Origin of the sequence: Aeromonas ichthyocola, from assembly GCF_046087985.1 — a bacterium.
GTDB classification, from domain to species: Bacteria; Pseudomonadota; Gammaproteobacteria; order Enterobacterales; family Aeromonadaceae; genus Aeromonas; species Aeromonas rivipollensis.
In genome coordinates this window covers 44,289-62,836 of sequence record NZ_JBJSWH010000002.1, presented here as the reverse complement: position 1 = coordinate 62,836, position 18,548 = coordinate 44,289, and the positions used below count along the sequence as shown (strand labels likewise).

General features: G+C 63.5%; 18 protein-coding genes and 1 pseudogene. 7 read left to right on the top strand and 12 right to left on the bottom strand.

The annotated features are described in order from the left end of the window. Nucleotides 1–9 precede the first annotated feature (9 nt). The 5 genes from phoU (at nt 10) to ACF2JD_RS05050 (ending at nt 5,382) form a co-directional block, all read left to right on the top strand. Nucleotides 10–720, top strand: a complete 711-nt coding sequence (gene phoU, locus ACF2JD_RS05070; RefSeq protein WP_025327511.1) for a phosphate signaling complex protein PhoU — start codon at nt 10–12, stop codon at nt 718–720. A gap of 192 nt (nt 721–912) precedes the next feature. Beyond that, entirely contained in the window at nt 913–2,232 is a 1,320-nt protein-coding gene (locus tag ACF2JD_RS05065; protein WP_106886381.1) for a hemolysin family protein, read from the top strand. Between the two features lie 19 nt (nt 2,233–2,251). Next, nucleotides 2,252–2,794, top strand: a complete 543-nt coding sequence (locus tag ACF2JD_RS05060; protein WP_162627170.1) for a hypothetical protein — start codon at nt 2,252–2,254, stop codon at nt 2,792–2,794. Between the two features lie 275 nt (nt 2,795–3,069). Continuing rightward, nucleotides 3,070–3,972 carry a homocysteine S-methyltransferase family protein gene (locus ACF2JD_RS05055; protein ID WP_440986912.1) on the top strand — a complete coding sequence of 301 codons (903 nt, stop codon included), beginning with the start codon at nt 3,070–3,072 and terminating at the stop codon, nt 3,970–3,972. A 9-nt stretch (nt 3,973–3,981) separates the two neighbouring features. Beyond that, on the top strand, nt 3,982–5,382 hold the full coding sequence (locus tag ACF2JD_RS05050) for a basic amino acid/polyamine antiporter (RefSeq protein ID WP_440986911.1): 1,401 nt from the start codon (nt 3,982–3,984) through the stop codon (nt 5,380–5,382). Nucleotides 5,383–5,450: 68 nt separating this feature from the next. Here ACF2JD_RS05050 and ACF2JD_RS05045 read toward each other — a convergent pair whose 3' ends face one another. Further along, nucleotides 5,451–6,290 (bottom strand): sterol desaturase family protein, encoded by an 840-nt coding sequence (locus ACF2JD_RS05045; protein WP_440986910.1) that lies wholly within the window; start codon nt 6,288–6,290, stop codon nt 5,451–5,453. 257 nt (nt 6,291–6,547) lie between these two features. Between ACF2JD_RS05045 and ACF2JD_RS05040 the strand changes: the two genes are divergently transcribed. Beyond that, a complete protein-coding gene (locus ACF2JD_RS05040) occupies nt 6,548–6,910 on the top strand; it encodes a hypothetical protein (protein WP_106886385.1) in 363 nt (120 codons plus the stop codon). Nucleotides 6,911–7,032: 122 nt separating this feature from the next. On the opposite strand, the gene ACF2JD_RS05035 is transcribed toward ACF2JD_RS05040, so the two are convergent. The 4 genes from ACF2JD_RS05035 to ACF2JD_RS05020 all read right to left on the bottom strand — a co-directional run bounded on the left by ACF2JD_RS05035 (nt 7,033) and on the right by ACF2JD_RS05020 (nt 10,539). Further along, nucleotides 7,033–7,776, bottom strand: coding sequence for an amino acid ABC transporter ATP-binding protein (locus tag ACF2JD_RS05035; protein ID WP_163149812.1), 744 nt, complete (start codon nt 7,774–7,776; stop codon nt 7,033–7,035). Continuing rightward, nucleotides 7,760–8,719 carry an ABC transporter permease subunit gene (locus ACF2JD_RS05030; protein ID WP_440986909.1) on the bottom strand — a complete coding sequence of 320 codons (960 nt, stop codon included), beginning with the start codon at nt 8,717–8,719 and terminating at the stop codon, nt 7,760–7,762. The genes ACF2JD_RS05035 and ACF2JD_RS05030 overlap by 17 nt, the downstream gene beginning before the upstream one ends. A 96-nt stretch (nt 8,720–8,815) precedes the next feature. Next, nucleotides 8,816–9,604: a transporter substrate-binding domain-containing protein gene (locus tag ACF2JD_RS05025; protein ID WP_162520050.1), complete on the bottom strand. Its 789-nt coding sequence runs from the start codon at nt 9,602–9,604 to the stop codon at nt 8,816–8,818. Nucleotides 9,605–10,353: 749 nt separating this feature from the next. Then, nucleotides 10,354–10,539, bottom strand: coding sequence for a hypothetical protein (locus ACF2JD_RS05020; protein ID WP_440986908.1), 186 nt, complete (start codon nt 10,537–10,539; stop codon nt 10,354–10,356). 34 nt (nt 10,540–10,573) lie between these two features. Here ACF2JD_RS05020 and ACF2JD_RS05015 point away from each other — a divergent pair, with 34 nt between their 5' ends. Next, nucleotides 10,574–11,233 (top strand): diguanylate cyclase, encoded by a 660-nt coding sequence (locus ACF2JD_RS05015; protein ID WP_440986907.1) that lies wholly within the window; start codon nt 10,574–10,576, stop codon nt 11,231–11,233. Nucleotides 11,234–11,321: 88 nt separating this feature from the next. On the opposite strand, the pseudogene uhpC reads toward ACF2JD_RS05015, so the two are convergent. The 7 genes and pseudogenes from uhpC to ACF2JD_RS04980 form a co-directional block, all read right to left on the bottom strand. Next, nucleotides 11,322–12,641: pseudogene (gene uhpC / locus ACF2JD_RS05010) on the bottom strand (MFS transporter family glucose-6-phosphate receptor UhpC); the annotation flags it as partial. 27 nt (nt 12,642–12,668) lie between these two features. Next, on the bottom strand, nt 12,669–14,186 hold the full coding sequence (uhpB, locus tag ACF2JD_RS05005) for a signal transduction histidine-protein kinase/phosphatase UhpB (RefSeq protein WP_425934686.1): 1,518 nt from the start codon (nt 14,184–14,186) through the stop codon (nt 12,669–12,671). Beyond that, a complete protein-coding gene (uhpA, locus tag ACF2JD_RS05000; RefSeq protein ID WP_139437025.1) occupies nt 14,183–14,773 on the bottom strand; it encodes a transcriptional regulator UhpA in 591 nt (196 codons plus the stop codon). The genes uhpB and uhpA overlap by 4 nt, the downstream gene beginning before the upstream one ends. 189 nt (nt 14,774–14,962) lie before the next feature. Continuing rightward, nucleotides 14,963–15,358, bottom strand: a complete 396-nt coding sequence (gene rnk, locus ACF2JD_RS04995) for a nucleoside diphosphate kinase regulator (RefSeq protein WP_025327497.1) — start codon at nt 15,356–15,358, stop codon at nt 14,963–14,965. A 588-nt stretch (nt 15,359–15,946) separates the two neighbouring features. Then, a complete protein-coding gene (locus ACF2JD_RS04990; RefSeq protein ID WP_440986906.1) occupies nt 15,947–16,192 on the bottom strand; it encodes a hypothetical protein in 246 nt (81 codons plus the stop codon). A gap of 228 nt (nt 16,193–16,420) precedes the next feature. Continuing rightward, a complete protein-coding gene (locus tag ACF2JD_RS04985; protein WP_440987205.1) occupies nt 16,421–17,107 on the bottom strand; it encodes a hypothetical protein in 687 nt (228 codons plus the stop codon). A 62-nt stretch (nt 17,108–17,169) separates the two neighbouring features. Continuing rightward, the gene (locus ACF2JD_RS04980) at nt 17,170–18,537 is read right to left on the bottom strand and encodes an alkaline phosphatase (RefSeq protein ID WP_440986905.1); all 1,368 of its coding nucleotides are present in this window, start codon (nt 18,535–18,537) and stop codon (nt 17,170–17,172) included. Nucleotides 18,538–18,548: the final 11 nt, after the last annotated feature.

The following is an 18,548-nucleotide window of genomic DNA, read 5'->3' as shown; positions in this document are numbered from 1 at the left end:
ATTATTTGTATGGACAATATGAACCTCAATAAACACATCTCCGGTCAGTTCAATGCCGAGCTCGAGAACGTGCGCAACCAGGTGCTGGTGATGGGCGGTCTGGTGGAGCAGCAGCTGACGGACGCCATCTCCGCCATTCACATCCAGGATCTGGATGCGGCGCGCAAGATAGTGGCCAACGACCACAAGGTCAACGCCATGGAAGTGGCCATCGACGAGGAGTGCACCCGCATCATCGCCAAGCGCCAGCCCACCGCGTCCGACCTGCGCCTGGTGATGGCCATCATCAAGACCATCACGGATCTGGAGCGCATCGGCGATGTGGCGGACAAGATAGCCCGCATGCTGACCGACAACGCCAACAAGCCGCAGCCGCCGCTGGTGTCCCTCGAGAACATGGGCCGTCGCACCATCAAGATGCTGCACGACGTGCTCGACGCCTTCGCCCGCATGGATCTGGAGGCGGCCATCGCCGTCTACAAGGAAGACGACAAGGTGGACAGGGAGTACGAGTCCATCATCCGCGAGCTGATGACCTACATGATGGAAGATCCGCGCACCATTCCCCAGGTACTGAACGTACTGTGGGCGGCGCGGGCCATAGAGCGGGTCGGCGACCGCTGCCAGCACATCTGCGAATACATCGTCTACTACGTCAAGGGCAAGGACGTGCGCCACACCAAGGCGGACGAGCTGAGCGACCTGCTGGGCAAGCATTGAGACAGAAATGAATAAAAAGGCGCCTTGAGCGCCTTTTTTATTGCATTGGGGGGCGGCTTAAGATAACGCGCCCCACGGGGCGCTTTTCTGCTAGAATATGGCCCCTGTGTGAGTCCCGGATGGAGTCACGGTCCGGTTTCCCGGGCCCAGTTTGCCGTCTTGTGCTAAGGCGGCTGTAGCAATAGGTTAATCATGAGTTTTGCCGATAGTTTGTTCTTTTTGATGCTGCTGGTCGCCGGCAGCGTGTTCTTCTCGCTTTCCGAGATCTCTCTCGCCGCCTCCCGCAAGATCAAGTTGCAGGTGATGGCCGACGAGGGCAATCGCCATGCCGAAAAAGTGCTGGCACTGCAGGCCCAGCCGGGTAACTTCTTTACCGTGGTGCAGATAGGCCTCAATACCGTCGCCATCCTGGGCGGCATCCTGGGCGAATCCGCCCTGAACCCCGCCATCAAGTCGTTGATCTCCGGCTTCTATCAGGGCCCCTGGCTCTCCCAGATAAGCTCGATCGCCTCCTTCGTGTTCGTCACCGGCATGTTCATCCTGATAGCGGACTTGATGCCCAAGCGCCTGGCCATGACGATGCCGGAACGGGTTGCGGTGGTGGTGGTACGCCCCATGCTGCTGTGCGTGACCCTGCTGATGCCGCTGGTGTGGTTCTTCAACGGCCTGGCCAACGCCCTGTTCCGCCTGCTGCGGGTCTCCATGGTGCGCAACGACGAGATCACCTCGGACGACATCTATGCGGTGATGGATGCGGGCGCCGAGGCCGGCGTCATCCAGCGTGAGGAGCATCAGCTCATCGAGAACGTGTTCGAGCTGCAGTCCCTCGGCGTCACCTCCGCCATGACGGCCCGCGAGAGCCTCATCTACTTCACCCTGCAGGAGGGCGAAGAGAGCATCAAGGCCAAGATTGCCGAGCACCCCCACAACAAGTTCCTGGTCTGTGACCACAACCTCGACAGCATCAAGGGCTTCGTCGACGCCAAGGAGCTGCTGATCCGCGTCATCAGCGGCCAGAGCATAGATCTCAACAGCGGCTCCCTGGTGCAGAACGTCATCATCATTCCCGACACCTTGAACCTCTACGAGGCGATGGAGTACTTCAAGAATCATCGCGGTGATTTCGCCGTGGTGATGAACGAGTACGCCCTGGTGGTGGGCATAGTCACCATGAATGACCTGATGAGCACCGTCATGGGCGAGTGGGCCACCCATGCGATGGAAGAGCAGATAGTGCAGCGGGACGAGAACTCCTGGCTGGTGGACGGAGTTACCCCCATCTCCGATGTGATGCGGGCCTTCGATATCGAGGAGTTCCCGGGGAACCAGAACTACGAGACCATCGCCGGTTTCATCATGTTCATGCTGCGCAAGATCCCCAAGCGCACCGACTCGGTGAAATACGCGGGCTACAAGTTCGAAGTGGTCGACATCGACAGCTACAAGATCGATCAGTTGCTGGTCACCCGGGTGGAGCCTGTGCTGGCCGAGAAACCCGCCCTGGAATCGTGAAAGGAGTTACCAAGGAGTCATGAAGATGCCGTCTTATTCCCGTGCGTTGAGCTGTGTGGCGCTCGCCCTGGCGCTGGGGGCCTGCAGCCAGAGCGCTCCCCGCAAACCCGCCGCCGCCCCCAAGCCCGTGGCCCCCAAGGCCGCTGTGGTGGCGCCGCAGCCGGACCCCGATGCCGTGGTGCAGAGCGCAGTGGCGGAGCCGAGCCCGGTGTTCGATGAGGAGTACCATGGTCCGGATCAGGGGTCGCTGGAGTCGGTGACCGCCCTGTTCGCCCGTGGCTACATAGAGTCGGCCATGCGTGAGACCATGCTGGCGGCGGTGCACAGCGATTACCCCTTGCTCGGCATGCGGGATGTGCGCCTGACCGACCCTGTGGCCAAGTTCCTCACCTCGGCCCAGGCCCGCACCACGGCCCACGACTACCTCTATGCCGGTGTGCAGCGCAGGCTGGGCCGCCCCCTGAGTCCGGCCCAGTGGGAGCAGATCTGGCAAGGATTCCCCCAGCAGGGGAGAGTCTCCGACTGGGTCAAGCAGACCAAGCGGGTACTGGCAGGGCGCTGAGTCGCCAGCCCATCCATGCTTCACAAGAGGCCACCCACGGGGTGGCCTCTTGTCGTTCAGGCCTGTGGACTCGGGCCCTGGGTGGCAGAGATGCGGCGCCTCCTTTTGCCGCTATCATCCTGAGCTTGCTCAGATTTGTTCCTAGTTCCCGATTGCCTCTCCCTCTGCTTTGCGCCATGATGCACAAGACTTATAGCCGTCTAGATGTTTTGATGGCTTAATGTTTTTTCACACAATAAACACCCGTCATGACGGGGACACGCAGAGAGACAGAGATGGATACAAAGGATTTGTGGGTACTGGATGGTGGCATGGGGCGTGAGCTGGCACGGCGGGGCGCGCCGTTTCGCCAGCCGGAGTGGTCGGCCCTGGCCCTGATGGAGGCACCAGAGACGGTGCGCGAGGTGCACCAGGCCTATGTGGCGAGCGGGGCCAGAATCATCACCACCAACAGCTATGCCCTGGTGCCGTTTCATATCGGTGACGAGCGCTTCGCCGCGGATGGCGAGACGCTTGCGGCCCTGGCCGGGCAGCTGGCCCGCGACGTGGCCGACGGGCAGGCTGGTGCCGTGCAGGTGGCCGGCTCATTGCCACCGCTGTTTGGCTCCTACCGTGCCGACCTGTTCGAGGCGGACAGGGTGAGCGAGCTGGCGACCCCGCTTATCCGGGGCCTCTCACCTCATGTGGATATCTGGCTGGCCGAAACCATGAGCCTGATTGCCGAGCCGCTGGCCCTCAAGGCTCTGCTGCCAGGCGATGGCAAGCCGTTCTGGGTCTCCTTCACCCTGGAGGACGAGGCGCCGGGGAGCGAACCCAGACTGCGCTCCGGTGAGCGGGTGGCCGATGCGGTCGCCGCGTTGGCGTCGGCTGGGGTGAGCGCCATCCTGTTCAACTGCTGCCAGCCCGAGGTGATTGAAGGGGCGCTCAAGGTGGCGAGCGCCGGCTTGCAGGCCCTGGGCCGCACCGACATTCGCCTCGGCGCCTATGCCAACGCCTTCCCGCCCCAGCCCAAGGAGGCCACCGCCAACGACGGGCTGGACGAGATCCGCGCCGATCTGGGGCCGCGGGATTACCTCGGCTGGGCCGAGCGCTGGCGCGCGGTCGGAGCGAATCTTATCGGCGGCTGCTGCGGCATAGGCCCGGAACACATTCAGGCTCTGGCCAGCCGGCTGCGCTAAGGAGAGTCCATGAAAGAGAGCAAGATAGGCCTCTGGTCCCTCACCGCACTGGTGTTCAGTTCCATGGTGGGGGCGGGGATCTTCAGCCTGCCCCAGAACATGGCCGAGGTGGCGGGGGCCCGCGCCGTGCTGATCGGCTGGGCTGTCACCGGGGTGGGCATTCTGGCGCTCGCCGCGAGCTTCCTCTATCTGTCGCGGTTAAGACCCGAGCTAGACGGCGGCATCTACAGCTATGCCCGCGCCGGTTTTGGGGACCTGGTGGGCTTCTTCTCCGCCTGGGGCTACTGGCTCTGTGCCACCATAGGCGTGGTGGGCTATCTGGTGATCGCCTTCGCGGCGCTGGGCAGCTTTGTCGATACCCCCGAACAGATCTGGTTTGGTGACGGTAATACGCTGGCGGCCTTTATCGGCGAGTCCTGCATCCTCTGGGCGGTGCACCTGCTGGTGGCCCGCGGCGTGCAACAGGCGGCCCTGTTCAACCTGGTGGCGACCCTGGCCAAGAGCCTGCCGCTGCTGCTGTTTATCCTGTTCGCCTGCTACTGGTTCGATCCTGTCACCTTCGTGGCGGATCAGCAGGGCAGCACGCTGGCGGTGCCGGTTTCCGAGCAGGTGCGCAACACCATGCTGATCACCCTCTGGGTCTTCACCGGCATCGAGGGGGCGGCCGTGCTCTCGGCCCGGGCGCGAAACAAGCGGGACGTGGGCACGGCCACAGTGCTCGGCGTGGTGCTGGCACTGCTGCTCTATGTGCTCATCTCTGTGCTGGCGCTCGGGATATTGAGTCGCCCCGAGCTCGCGGCCCTGCCCAACCCCTCCATGGCGGGGCTGATGGCCCAGATGACGGGCTCCTGGGGCAAGGTGCTGATAAGCGTCGGCCTCATCGTCTCTGTGCTCGCCTCCTACGTGAGCTGGACCCTGTTCTCGGCCGAGGTGCCCTTCAGCGCGGCGCGCCACGGCGCCTTCCCGGCCATCTTCCGGCGCCAGAACCGCAACGGCACCCCCATAGCCTCGCTCTGGCTCACCAGCCTGACGGTGCAGGGCTGCCTGCTGCTGGTGTGGCTGCTCGGCAAGGGGTATACCAACCTGCTGCTCATCTCCACCTCCATGATACTGGTGCCCTACCTGCTGATCGGCCTCTTCCTGCTCAAGCTCTCCTTAAGCGGGCAGGGCAGTGGCCTGGTGCGGGTGGTGGCCCTGGTGTCGAGCGGTTACGGTCTCTGGCTGCTCTATGCCGCCGGGGTGGAGTATCTGCTGCTCTCCTTGCTGCTCTACGGGCCGGGTCTGCTGCTGTTTCTCTACAGCCGCCGCCAGCTCGGGGCGGATCAGCGGCTCAGCCTGCGCGAGCGGCTGCTGGCCGGGATCACCCTGGTGAGCCTGGTGCCGGCCATCTGGTCCTTTGCCCATGTCTGAGTGAGGTGGTGACCCGATGAAAAGAGCGCCCTGGTGGCGCTCTCTTTTTTGGTGGCGGGTGGCGCGACTCAGGTACCCCCCGGGCCCGCCGGTTTGCCAAACAGCACCTTGATCTTCTCTGACCAGGGCAGGCCGCGGGCGTCGTGCAGCATGTCGCGCCACTCGTGGAAGGTGAGGGTGAGGGGATTGAAGCTGTGGACGGGCTTGGTGATGCCGAAGCGACAGGGCTCGCCCAAGTCTTCCTCCACGAAGGTGCCAAACAGCCGATCCCAGATGATCAGCACCCCGGCGAAGTTGCGGTCTATGTATTTGGGGTTGCTGGCGTGGTGCACCCTGTGGTGGGAGGGGGTGTTGAAGACCCGTTCCAGCCAGCCCAGCTTGCCCACCACCTGGGTGTGAACGAAGAACTGAAAGCCCAGGCTCAGCAGCACTGTGGCGACCACGGCCTCGGGGGGGAAGCCGATGAGGATCATGGGGATCCAGAACAGCCACATGCCGGAGACAGGGTACATCAGGCTCTGGCGAAAGGCGGTGGAGAGGTTGAGCCGCTCCGAGCTGTGGTGCACCACGTGGGAGGCCCAGAGCCAGCGCACATGGTGGCTGGCGAAGTGGAACAGCCAGTAGCAGAGATCCTGCAGCAGGAAGAGCAGCAAGAGGCTCCAGAGGTTCAGCTCTATGTCGAACAGTCGCCAGCCCCACAGACCCTCATAGAGGTAGGCGATGGCGATGGCCGCCAGGGCATCGCCCCCCTGGTGCATCAGGGCCAGGGCGGCGTTGGCGAACAGGTCCCGCCATTGGTAGGTGGCGGTGGGAAAGGCTGCCCCGTGTTTGCGCAGATAGAGCATCTCCCAGCCGACGAAGGCCAGAAAGAGAGGGGAGAGGTAGAGCAGCAGAAGTTGCACATCCATGTGAGGCATCCGGTTGGACCAGTTGGGTTCCAGCATACCGAATGGATTTAAAAATTCATTAACATTTGATGACCCAGGTGTGCCTGCCGCTACCGGTACCGAGATCCAATGGCTTGTTTTTGCTGACAAAGCCTGGCCGTTGGCGATAAGCCCTGGATGAGTCAGCTCTGGACGGTACCCGTCGTCCGGCGGGGCCTCGCATACACTGGGAGAACGAGGTTGCCAGGGGCGGCAGGGTGTCGCCAGTGGAGGGAAGAATGAGAGCGGTTCATCTGTGTGTCATGTTCGGCCTGCTGAGCGCGAGTGCGCAGGCCAATGACAGTTTCAACAGCGAGCTGAGTCATTTCGCGGGGGGCGCGGCCATGGGGGCAGGCTTCACGGCTGTGGCCGATCACTACGGCTATCGGGAGCACAGAGGCTGGATAGGGTTCGGGATCTCCACCGGGATCGGGGTGGTGGGGGAGCTGGCGTCGAGAAACGGCGACTTCTCTGCCCTGGACGCGGGCGTCAATGCGCTGGGAGCGGCGCTTGGCGCCTTTGCCACCGATCGCTGGATCCTGGCCCCCCTAGTGCTGCCCGAACAACACTACGCCGGGCTGATGGCCGGTTATCGCTTCTGAGGGGGGCTTCCGATCGGCCTCAACAACAGAGGGAGCCCAGGGCTCCCTCTGTTGTATCTCTTTCCCTTGCAGCACCTGACGCAGTCACTGGCGCAGGCGCTCTGGGTTGTCGAAGCTTGCGGTCACAACACCTGACTCAGGAACTGGCGCAGGCGCGGTGAGGGAGGGTTGTCGAAGAAGTCGGTGGGCTTCTCATCCACCAGCAGCTCGCCGCTCTCCATGAAGAGCACCCTGTCCGCCACTTCCCGGGCAAAGCCCATCTCGTGGGTCACCACCACCATGGTCATGCCTTCCCGGGCCAGGCCCTTCATGACGTCCAGCACCTCACCCACCATCTCGGGGTCCAGCGCGCTGGTGGGCTCGTCAAACAGCATGATGCGAGGCTGCATGGCGAGCGCCCGGGCGATGGCCACCCGCTGCTGCTGGCCGCCGGAGAGCTGGGACGGGTAGCTCTGGGCCTTGTTCGACAGCCCCACTTTCAGCAGCAGGGCCTTGGCCCGCTCCTCGGCATCCTTGCGGGACAACCCCCGCACCTTCTGGGGGGCGAGGCTGATGTTGTCCAGCACGTTCAAGTGGGGGAAGAGGTTGAAGGACTGGAACACCATGCCCACCTCTTCCCTCAGCTTGTTGACGTCGCCCGGCTCGGTCAGGCTGATGCCATCGACTTCGATATGGCCATCGTTGATGGTCTCGAGCTGGTTGAGGGTGCGCAGGAAGGTGGATTTACCAGAGCCGCTCGGGCCCACTATCACCACCACTTCCCCTTCGGCTACCTGGGTACTGACGTTCTTGAGGGCGTGCACCTCGGTGCCGTAGAATTTTTCCACGCCGCTAGCCTTGATAATGGGATCAGTTGCTGCGCGCATATTTCACCTCCAGACGACGCACCAGGAAAGAGAGAGTACCGGTGAGCACCAGGTAGAGCAGGGCCACGGTGAACCACACCTCGAACGGGCTGAAGGTGGAGCTGACCACCTCCCGCCCGGCCTTGGTGAGATCCGTGATGGAGATGACCGAGACCAGGGAGGAGTCCTTGATGAGGTTGATGAACTGGCCCGCCAGGGGGGGCAAGACCCGCTTGAACGCCTGGGGCAGGATGACGTAGCGCATGGTCTGGGCCGAGGTGAGCCCCAGGCTGCGGCCCGCCTCCATCTGCCCCTTGTGGATGGAGCTGATGCCGGCGCGCACGATTTCGGCCACATAGGCGCCGGTGAAGACGGCCAGCGCCGCTACCCCGGCGGTGAATCTGTCGAGGTTGAGCACAGTACCGATAAAGAAATAGACGATGAAGATCTGCACCAGCAGCGGCGTGCCGCGAATGAGCTCCACATAGGTGACCGCCAGGTTTCGCAGGGCGGGATTGGGGGAGAGGCGGGCGAGGCCGGCCAGGGTACCCAGCAGGATGGCGAAGATGCCCGCGACCAGGGAAAGCTTGACCGTGACCCAGACGCCCCAGGCGATGGGGCCGGCGGTCCAGCTCAGTTGGGTGTCGAGCGTATCGCCGATGAAGACTGTGTCCCCTTCGGCAACCTGGGCGCCTGTGCTGGCGATGGCCTGGCGACGGTTGGGGTCGAGATCGTCTTGCAGGAAGAGTTGTCCCTTCTCTGCGGCAGTGGTGCCAGCCACCACTGTGCCGTCAAATTCTGCGTACTGTTTCTGTTCGGCCTGGTAGGCGATGTACTGGGGAATGCGTTCCCAGCGCCAGGTGTAATCCACCGCCTGCACGGCCTTGTAGATGCCAAAGATGGCGGCCAGCAGCATCAGCAGGAAGACCCCGTGCCAGAGCAGCAGGTTGGGCTGTTTTTCCATCTGTCTTGTGATTTTGGGGTTGATCACTGTCACAACCTCTCTTGTCGTTATTGTGTGGGGTCTGCGTGAAGGGGCGGCGAACCGCCCCTTGAGAGGTTATTTGAGCTGGTTGAGCCAGGCGTTGGATTCAAACCACTTCTTGTAGAGACGGTCGTAGCTGCCGTCGCCCTTGATCTGGCGCAGGTAGTTGTTGAACCAGTTGAGGGTGTCCTGATCCCCCTTGCGGATGGCCCAGGCCAGCGGCTCGAAGGTGAAGGGTTTGTCGAGGTGCACCACGGCGCCGGTGTTCTGGGAGGCGAAGATGGCGTTGTAGGGCAGGTCGTAGACGAAGGCATCCACCTTGCCGTTGATCACTTCCAGCTTGGCGTCGTCCTGGGTTTCAAACTGCAGCAGGGTGGCCTTGGGGATCAGGCGCTTGACCGCCTGCTCGCCAGTGGTGCCGAGCTTGACCGCGATCTTGTACTTAGGATCGTTCAAATCGCTGAAGGACTTGATCTCCCCCGCCTTGTCCTTGCGCAGCACTATGGTCTGGCCCACGACTATGTAGGGGTCGGCAAAGTTGACGCGCAGGTTGCGCTGGGGGGTGACCGTCATGCCGCCCATGATGACGTCGAACTTGTCGGTCAGCAGGGCCGGGATGATGCCGTCCCAGGCGGTGTTGACGAACTCCACCTTCACGCCCATCTCCTTGGCGACCATCTTGGCCAGATCCACATCGAAGCCGATGTACTGGCCCTGCTTGTTGGTCATCTCGAAGGGTTGATAGCCGGCGTCGAAGCCGACCCGCAGCACACCGCGCTCCAGCACGGCGTCCAGGGTGGAGCTGGGCGCGGCGTTGGCGAGCCCGCACAGCAGCAGGGTAGAGAGAATGAGTTTTTTGATCATAAGTGACGTCTCTGTCGAAAGTGTGTTCGGCCTTGAACCTGCTCCGTGCGACTCCATGGCACAAGAGACTGCTGCATCCGGCAGCAGGCAAGACAGGATTATTGTCTTGATTGAGGCAAAAGCCCCATATGAGATTCTACTCCCCATTCATTGAGTGAAAAATGTACCAAAATCCGATTGTGTCAGACGACTCAATAGGTTAGTGGCGCTTTTTCCTCGCGGCACGGCTCATAAAACCACATGAAAACAACATATCTATCTAATGGCCGGTTCAAGCCCAAATTGTGTTCAATACATTTTGTTACACATGATGGGGCCCGCCATCAGGCTTGTCAATTGTTGCTCACCTGGCCACCAAGTGCTGCAAAAAACGGGATGATGCGAGTGATATAGCAGCGCGAAAAACCGGCGAACAGATGTTTTTAATTGAGAAAACGCTCAGACACCTCTGGGTCTTGGCAAACGCTTCTCATATACTCAGTTACCTTCTCTACATGGCACTGGTATGGACGCCTCACTACTGCTCAAGCTGGATGTATTCACCCTGATGATCATGGCGCTTGGTGGCTATTGTCTCGGTTTCCTCACTCTCACCATCATTCGCGTCGACCCACAGCGATATTCCCGGCGTCGGGGTACTGGTGGTGGTCCAGTCTGTTTGCCATGCTGGGTCAGAGCCTCTTTACCCTGCAGGCCTTCATGCCGACCCCCTATGGCGGGGATCTGGCTGGCCAATGTCTTCCTGTCTTTCATGTGTGATGCTGCTGGCGCTGCAGCGCTTCTTCCGCCAGCCGCCCGGCTGGCTGCCAGCGGCTGGATTCATCCTGCTGTTTGCCGCTGATCCTGAGCTGGTCATTGCCTTCGATGGCCGGATTGCCCCCCGGGTGCTGCTGGCCTGCCTGAGCTACATGGTGCTGGGGGCTGTACGCTCTCATCTGGCGGCATGGCTATCCGGCCTACCTGCCGGCCGTGCTGGTGTTTACCGTGGTCAATATCCTGCTCTACGGCTTCAACCTGGTGCGCATGGGGGCCCTGCTCAGTGGCGAGGTGCGGGTGCTGATGGATCCGCACGTGGTCAATGTGTTGCCCTTCCTCTCCATGCTGATGGGCAACTACCTCTCCACCTTCGGGGTGCTGCTGCTCTGTACCCAGTACCGGGCCCTGGCCCTGCGCCGGCAGGCGAGCCAGGATCCTTTGACGGGCCTGCTCAACCGGCGTGGCTTTATGGAGCGCTGTGTGACTGCGCCCAAACAGGGGGCGCTGGTGGTGCTGGATCTCGATGACTTCAAGCAGATCAACGATCGCCACGGTCACGAGGCGGGGGACAGGGTGCTGGCGGCTGTGGGTGCCTATCTGGCCGGTCAGGGGGATCTGGTGGCCAGCCGCTTCGGCGGCGAGGAGTTCGTGCTGCTGCTGCCCGAGGGGGATGCCCGGGCCAGCAGCAGCGCTGCGAGCAGATCATTGCTCTCTGGCGGCGAGGACATGGACGGGATCCAGGCATCACCGTCAGCATGGGGCTGGTGCACTGCCAGGGGCTGGCACTCGACACCCTGTTCGGGCAGGCGGATCGACGCCCTCTATCAGGCCAAGCGGGAGGGCAAGAACCGGGTCTGCCAGCTGGCAGCCTGATGCAGGTCAATTCCGGAATAAAAGCAGGGCGCGGCGATCCGGGCCCAGGCTGTTTCTGCTGGCGATGTGGCTTGTCAGCTGCCATCCGCTCTCCGGTTCTCGGCGCCTGGGCCTTGAGGAAGGGGAGCAGCAACAGGGCCGAGACCCCGGCCGCCACCGAGATGACCACGAAGAAGCCGTTCCAGTGCCAGATCTCCATCACCTTGGCCAGCGGATACCCCGACAGCGCCGCCCCCATGTAGGCAAAGAGCCCGACGAAGCCGGTGGCGGCCCCGGCGCAATCCTTGTGGGAGCACTCCGCCGCCGCCATGCCGATCAGCATCTGGGGACCGAACACGAAGAAGCCGATGGTGAAGAAGCAGGCCGCCTGCATCACGTAGCTGAAGAAGGGCATCAGCCAGAGTGACCCCACAGAGAGCAGTATCCCCATGGCGAAGATGAGATTCATCGGGCCACGGTTGCCGTTGAACAGCTTGTCCGAGCCCCAGCCCGCCACCAGGGCGCCGATAAAGCCCCCCACCTCAAACATCGAGATGGCCGAGTTGGCGCTCATCAGGTTGAAGCCGCGCTGCTCCGTCATGTAGAGATTGCCCCAGTCGTTGATGGCGGTGCGCACCACGTAGACCAGCACGTAGCAGCAGGCGAGCAGCCAGATGTAGGGGTTGCCGAGCACGTATTTGCGCAGGATCTGGCGCGGATCCAGGCCGACATCCTGGGTCTGCTGGGCCATCTCCAGGGCGTCCTGGCGCCACTGCCCGACCGTGGGCAGCCCCAGGGTGTTCGGGGTGTCCCGCAGTCGCCAGCACAGCAGCAACCCGGCCAGTATGGCGATGAGGCCGGGCACTATCATGCCGTAGCGCCAGCCGTGCTGCAGGGCTATGGTGCTGACGATAAGCGGGATCAGGGCCCCGCCCACGTTGTGGGCCGTGTTCCAGGCCGACCACCAGAAGCCGCGCTCGGTCCTCGAGTACCAGCTGGTGAGCAGCTTGGAGCAGGGGGGCCAGCCCCAGCCCTGGAAGAAGGCGTTGGCAATCCAGAGTGCCACAAACATCCAGAGCGCCGACGAGAGGCCGAACAGTATGTTGATGACCCCGGTCGCCATCAGCCCCAGCCCCATGAAGTAACGGGGATTGGCCCGATCGCTTATGATGCCGGAGACGAACTTGGAGCAGCCATAGGTGAGGTAGAACAGGGTCCACATCATGCCGATGTCGGCCTTGTCCAGGATGCCGCTCGCCAGCATGTCCGGCATGGCGAAGTTGAAGCTTTTGCGGGTGAAATAGAAGACCGCATAGCCCAGGTACATGGTCAGCAGTATGTGGAGGCGCCAATGGCGATAGCTGGCATCGATCTCGGCCTGATCCCGCACCAGAGGGGCCGCCGGGCGGCTCTTCATAAAGCTCAGCATGGGGCGCCCTGCCTTCTGGATCCTGGATCAGTCATGGGACTCCTCCCGTTTGCGGCTGGGGAGGTTGACAGTCAGCTGGGTCCCCTGGACGCAGGAGAGCCGCAGCGTCCCCCCCAGCGCCTGCACCCGCTCGCGAATGCCGAGCAGGCCATAGCCCTGGGGCGTCTGCTCGGGCAGGCCGCAGCCGTCGTCGTCCAGTTGCAGCAGCACCCGATCGGCCTGCTGGCGGGCCAGTATGGTGACAGCGCTGGCATTGGCGTGTTTGACCACGTTGTTGAGCCCCTCCTGACAGACCCGAAACAGGGTGACTCGCTGGGCGTCCGAGAGCGCCTCATCCGCGAGCCCCCACTCCAGCCGGGTGACGATTCCGCGCCGCTCCAGCTCCAGCTCCCGCAGCAGGCCGCGCACCGCCTGCTCCAGGCTCATGTCGTCGAGCTGGCGCGGGCGCAGGCGACCGAGCAGGCCGCGCACCGCATCGTAGATCCCCAGCGACAGGGTCTCGATAAGGGCGCTGCTCTGGCCGACATGGGGGTTGTCCGGCGCGAGGCGGCGCACTATACCCGCCTGGGTGCGGATGGCGGTGATGGTCTGGCCGATGTCGTCGTGCAGCTCCCGGGCCACCTCCTTGCGGATGCTCTCCTCGGTTTCCAGCAGCCGCTCGGTGAGCTGGCGGTTGTGGGCGAGCTGGCGGGTCAGCGCCTGGTTGAGCTCGCGCTGGCGCTGGATGCCGGCCCCCAGCAGCAGGCCGGTCAGGCTCTGGGCCAGCAGGGAGAGCAGCAGATCCAGGGGATGTTCGTGCCAGGCCTGGCCCGCCATCAGGGCCACCGTATTCATCAGGGTGGCGAGCAGGGCCCCCTGCCAGCCATAGCGCCAGGCCATGGCCATGATGGGAATGGCGAGGCAAAACGGGGTGAAGCGCACCAGGGAATCCGGCAGGCCGAGCTGCAGCCCCAGGCTCAGCACGAACAGCAGCAGGTACCAGACCAGATGGCGAAAGCGCCAGTCCACCGGCTGATCCACCAGCGCAGGGCCGAGCGGCACCCAGGTGGCGCGAGTCAGATAGTGCCAGATCAGCATGCAGGTGGAGGTGAGGGTCAGGCCGCCGGTCAGGGTGAGCAGCAGGGCGGTGAGGCCATCTTCCCCCGCCAGATGCCAGAGCAGGGATTGCAGGGCCGCCGCCACAGTGACGGTGGCGAGCAGCACCAGCAGTTGCTGCCAGTCGTCGCGCACCCGCTGGCGGCGGGCGATGAGCAGCGGCAGCAGGGTGAGCAGGCTGCCAGCCAGGATGAGGGGCCACAGGGGCATGCCCACCTCCCGATCGAGCCAGTGGAGCAGCAGGGCTTCACAGAGCAGCAGGGGCGGCCAGTAGGGGAGGGGGCTCTGCAACAACAGGCCCAGCCGCAGCCCGAAGGGGAACAGCAACACCGCCAGCACCGGGCTCTCCACCAGATGCAGCCCTATGCTCCAGAGGCAGAACCAGCCGGCGGCGAAGATGAAGCAGGCCGCCAGCGAGATGGCGACATAGCTGGCAAGGCGGGAGATCACCAGCTGTCCAGCATGCGGTGGGCCAGCTCCACGTTGTTGTTGACGTTGAGCTTGTCCATCAGGTTGGCGCGGTGCACGTGCACCGTCTTGGGGGAGAGGCCGAGGCGCTCGGCGATGGCCTTCACCTCCATGCCGCCGGCCAGCAGTTGCGCCACCTCCCGCTCCCTGTTGGTGAGGGGATCTCTGTGGCTGCTGGCGAGCTTGTGGGCTATGTCCGGGGTGAGGTAGCAACCACCCTGGGCGGCGGTGCGTACCGCGGCGATCAGCTCCTCCGGGCTGCAGCGCTTGGAGAGAAACCCCTTGGCGCCGGCCTGCAGGGCCTGCTCGATGAGGGCCGGGCTGTCGTGCACCGACAGCATCACCACGGCGAGGCCGGCGGGCAGTTGCCTGAGCAGGTCCAGCCCGGATTGATCCGGCATTGAGATGTCGCACACGCACAGCTGTACACCGCTGCCCGGCAAGCCGGCGAGGGCGTCGGCGGCGCTGCCAAATTCGGCGACGACCCGCAGATCGGGTTCGAGATTGAGCAACTGGGCAAAGCCGGAGCGGACTATCTGGTGATCGTCGATGAGGGCAATTTTTATCATGGTGTCAGCCTGAAATCTGCGGCCAGGGCGCTGGCGCGGCCAACAAGATACCTGCCGCCCCCGTCAGGCTCAAGCAGCAGCAGGAAAAGGGGCGGGAACCGGGGCGCTTCTGGTGGCAAAGCTTGATCGGGATCAGGGGCTGGGCACGTGGCAGGCCTGCGGGCCGGTCAACAGGGGTGCCCGGGAGGATCAGCGGTGCAGCTCGCCCGCCCGCTCCGGCTGATAGACCACTTCCAGTATCTCCACCTGTATGGTGCGCCCGGCCGGGCCCGGCCAGGCGATGCTGTCACCCACCTTCAAGCCCAGCAGGGCGCTGCCGACCGGCGCCAGCACGGAGATCTTCGACTCGTCCCCCTGCACGTCCTTCGGGTAGACCAGGGTCAGGCAGAAGTCGTTGCCGCTGTTTTGCATCTTGAAGCGCACAGTGCTGTTCATGGTCACCACGTCCGGCGGCATGTCGGCGGGGTCGCGGATCTCGGCGCGGTTCAGCTCCTCCTGCAGGGCCAGGTGTTGCGGGTGGTTGCCGAGCAGTTGCTCGATGCGATCCAGATCCAGATTGGAGATGACGAGATGTGGCTGTTGCATGGGGTATTCCTTATCAATAGCGTTAAAGGACCAGGATGACGGGGTTGGCCATCACACTGGTCGAAAAAATGGATGCAACAGGTTTAAAAACAGATTGAAAATGCCATGCCCCCAAGCGACTCGCTGTCGGGGCGAGGCGGGGGCTCAGCAGGGTGTGAGCAAATGCGATAAAATAGCGAGCGCTTTCATGGGGATACCATAACCATTCTGGCCGGCTTTGGCAACCGCGATTGAGTGACTACTCAGGAAGCCTGATAGTTGTACTGCTTGGATGATGCGCGCCAGGCTGCCATCACGGCGCATCTCCTCGATCGCCTTGCGCCAGCGCAGCGCCTCGGCTTGCAGGGGAACTCCTTGCTGGCGGCCAGATAGAGCTGGCCCGCTCAGCAGGGTTCCCCGCGCACCAGCCGCCAGGGCAAGCCGGCCTGCTGCTGGTTGTATACAGGATGGCATTCCACGCGGCGGCCCAGGCATCAATGCGGCCCATGCGCCAGCTTGCTGGCGTTGTGGATTTCTCGGCCACCAGCTCCTGCTCCACTTGCTGGTAGCTGAGCAGATGCTTGACCATAGTAGCGCAGCACACCCCGATCAGGTTTGGCCGGATCGCTCTTTGCCGGTGATGGGGAGCCGAAACTGGCGATGGCTGACGAGCACGAAGGCCTCGTCATCGAGCAGCGGCGTTACCCACAGGAACTGCGGCTCGCGTTGGGGGCTGCGCACCGGCGGCATCAGCAGCACATCCTGGCGGTGGCGGGTCTGGCTGAGGGCGCGGGCCAGCGGCATCAGCTCGATGGTCAGCGGCTCCTTGAGGCGGCGGGCCGCCTCCTCCAGCACCTCGATGGCGATGCCGCTTGGGCGCCCTGATGGGAGCGAATGACATAGGGGGGCAACTCGGCGGCCACCACCACCACGGCCTGGGCACCGGGTTACCAGCAAGAGCAGGGCGGTAAGCAGCAGGGAGGCAGAGGGAAGTACGCATCAAGGTCGTGAGCCAGAGTGAATGTTCAGAGTGTAACATTCCTGTCAGCGTTGTCAGTCCGCCCCATTCGGGGGATTGGGCCGTCAGTCGAAGAAATCCCGCAGATCCAGGGGCTGGTAGCTGCCCAGCTGCTGCCAGGGCAACTGCCTTGGCAAGGGCTTGAGGGTCACCTCCATCCGGTAGCTGCGATAGCCGTCCAGGCTCGCGGACTCCACCACCAGGGGCAACTGCCATTGGCTCGACCAGAGGATGCGGGTGCGCTGCCCGCCCTCGCGTTTTTCGTACCAGCGGGCCTGCTCGGGGGCCGCCTCGTCGAGGGGGGTCATGCCCTGCAGCAGGGCCGGATCCACGAGATGGCGAAGGCGCGCCCAGTCCGCGGTAAAGGCCACCTGGCCATACTCCTCCGGCGGCACCTCCACCAACTGGTTGTGCCAGGCGTCGGCGTAGCGAAGTTGCAGCTCCCCCTCATCACTGCGGCTGACCCAGCGGGCCGCCATCTGGTGGGTGAAGTGCTTGTGGCCCGGAGTGGCATCGTGGCTGGCGTGATAGGCGCGGGCCAGGGGCAGGGGGATCAATCGCTGGCTCCACACCTGGTTGCCGACCCGTATCCATTTCTCCTGCCAGTGGTTCTCCCGGGCTATGCCGTCGCTGCTGGTGACCCGGTCCTGATAGCGGATGCGGGCGGCCAGATCCGGGGACGTGTCATCGGCATGGAGGGGGAAGGCGAGGGTGCTGCCAAGCAGCCATAACGGAAGCAAAAGTCGCATCATCATCTGTCGCTCGAAAGAGCAGGGGGCCGGCATATTGCTCAGATGCACCGGGCCCCTGCTGCTTACAGGCCGAGCGCCTCCCGCAGTTTGCCGAACACCTTGGTGTTATCCAGCGTGCCCTTGAAGCGGCTGCTGCCGGCGCCATCGGCAAACAGCATCACGTCGCCGCCGCCGTGGGTCTCTGAGCCCAGCTTGACCCCTGTCTCCTGCAGGTAGTCATCCCCCATCACCTGGTTGCTGGTGAGGGTGGGGCGCAGGTCCGCGCGGTTCGGGCCGTTGCCGAACACCAGGGTAGTGAAGGGCTTGCCATCCACGTCGTTCTGGGTGGAGCCGTCGCCATTCTTGACCAGATCCAGCACAGGGTTGCCCTTGGCGGAGTAGCCGTTGATGGTCATGGTGTGGTCGTGATCGGCGGTGACCACTATCAGGGTATCGGTCAAGTCCACCTTGCCGAGCGCCGTCTTGACCGCCTCGTCCAGCGCCACCGCATCGGTGAGGGATCGTTTGGCGTTGGTGGCGTGCAGGGCGTGATCGATGCGCCCCCCTTCCACCATCAGGAAGTAACCCTGGCTGTTCTGACTCAAGAGATCGATCGCCTTGGCGGTCATCTCGGAGAGGGACGGCTGGGTATTGGCGGCCCCCTTGGCGACGCGGTCCAGCTCGTAGTCGAGGTGGGACTTGGCACTGAACAGACCCAGCACCTTGCCGCTCTCTATCTTGGCGAGATCGCCTTGGGTGGTGACGTACTGATAGCCCTGGGCACTGAGCTCGGCGGTGAGATCCCGGCCATCGGCCCGGCCCCCCTTGTTGCTGGCGCTGTAGGGGGTCCAGTGGTTGGCACCGCCCCCCATCAGCACGTCCACCCCGTCTCCGAGCGCGGCGTTGAAGCCGGCGCCTCCGGGGACCGCCTGCTCGGCGATGGCGTAGGCCGCGTCACGGTGGCAGATGTGGGAGTAGGTGGCCGCCGGGGTGGCATGGGTCAGCTCTGTGGTGGTGACGGCCCCCACCGACTTGCCCGCCGCCTTGGCCAGCTCCAGTATGGTCGGCACCGGGGTGCCGTTGTCGCCGGTGCAGTTGTTGATGCCCTTGTTGCCGTTGGCATCCTTGGACGGTGCCACGGCCTGGGTGTCGCTGCTCATGGCGATCACCTCGTTGTTCATCTTGACCCCTGTGGTGTAGGCCGCCATCGAGGGGGCCGAGTCCGTGGTCTGGGCGTCGTGGGAGAAGGTCTTGATGCGGGCGCTGCGTGGCAGCTTCATCATCTCGAGATCCCCCTCTTCCCCCACCTTGTAGAGGCGGGTGGCGGTGAGCACGCTGGGGCCCATGCCGTCGCCGATAAAGAGGATGACGTTCTTGGCGTCGCTGGCCTGGGCCTGGGACAGGCCACCGATGGCGGCGAACAGGGCGGTGCACACCAGGGTTTTGTTCATGGTTTTTCTCA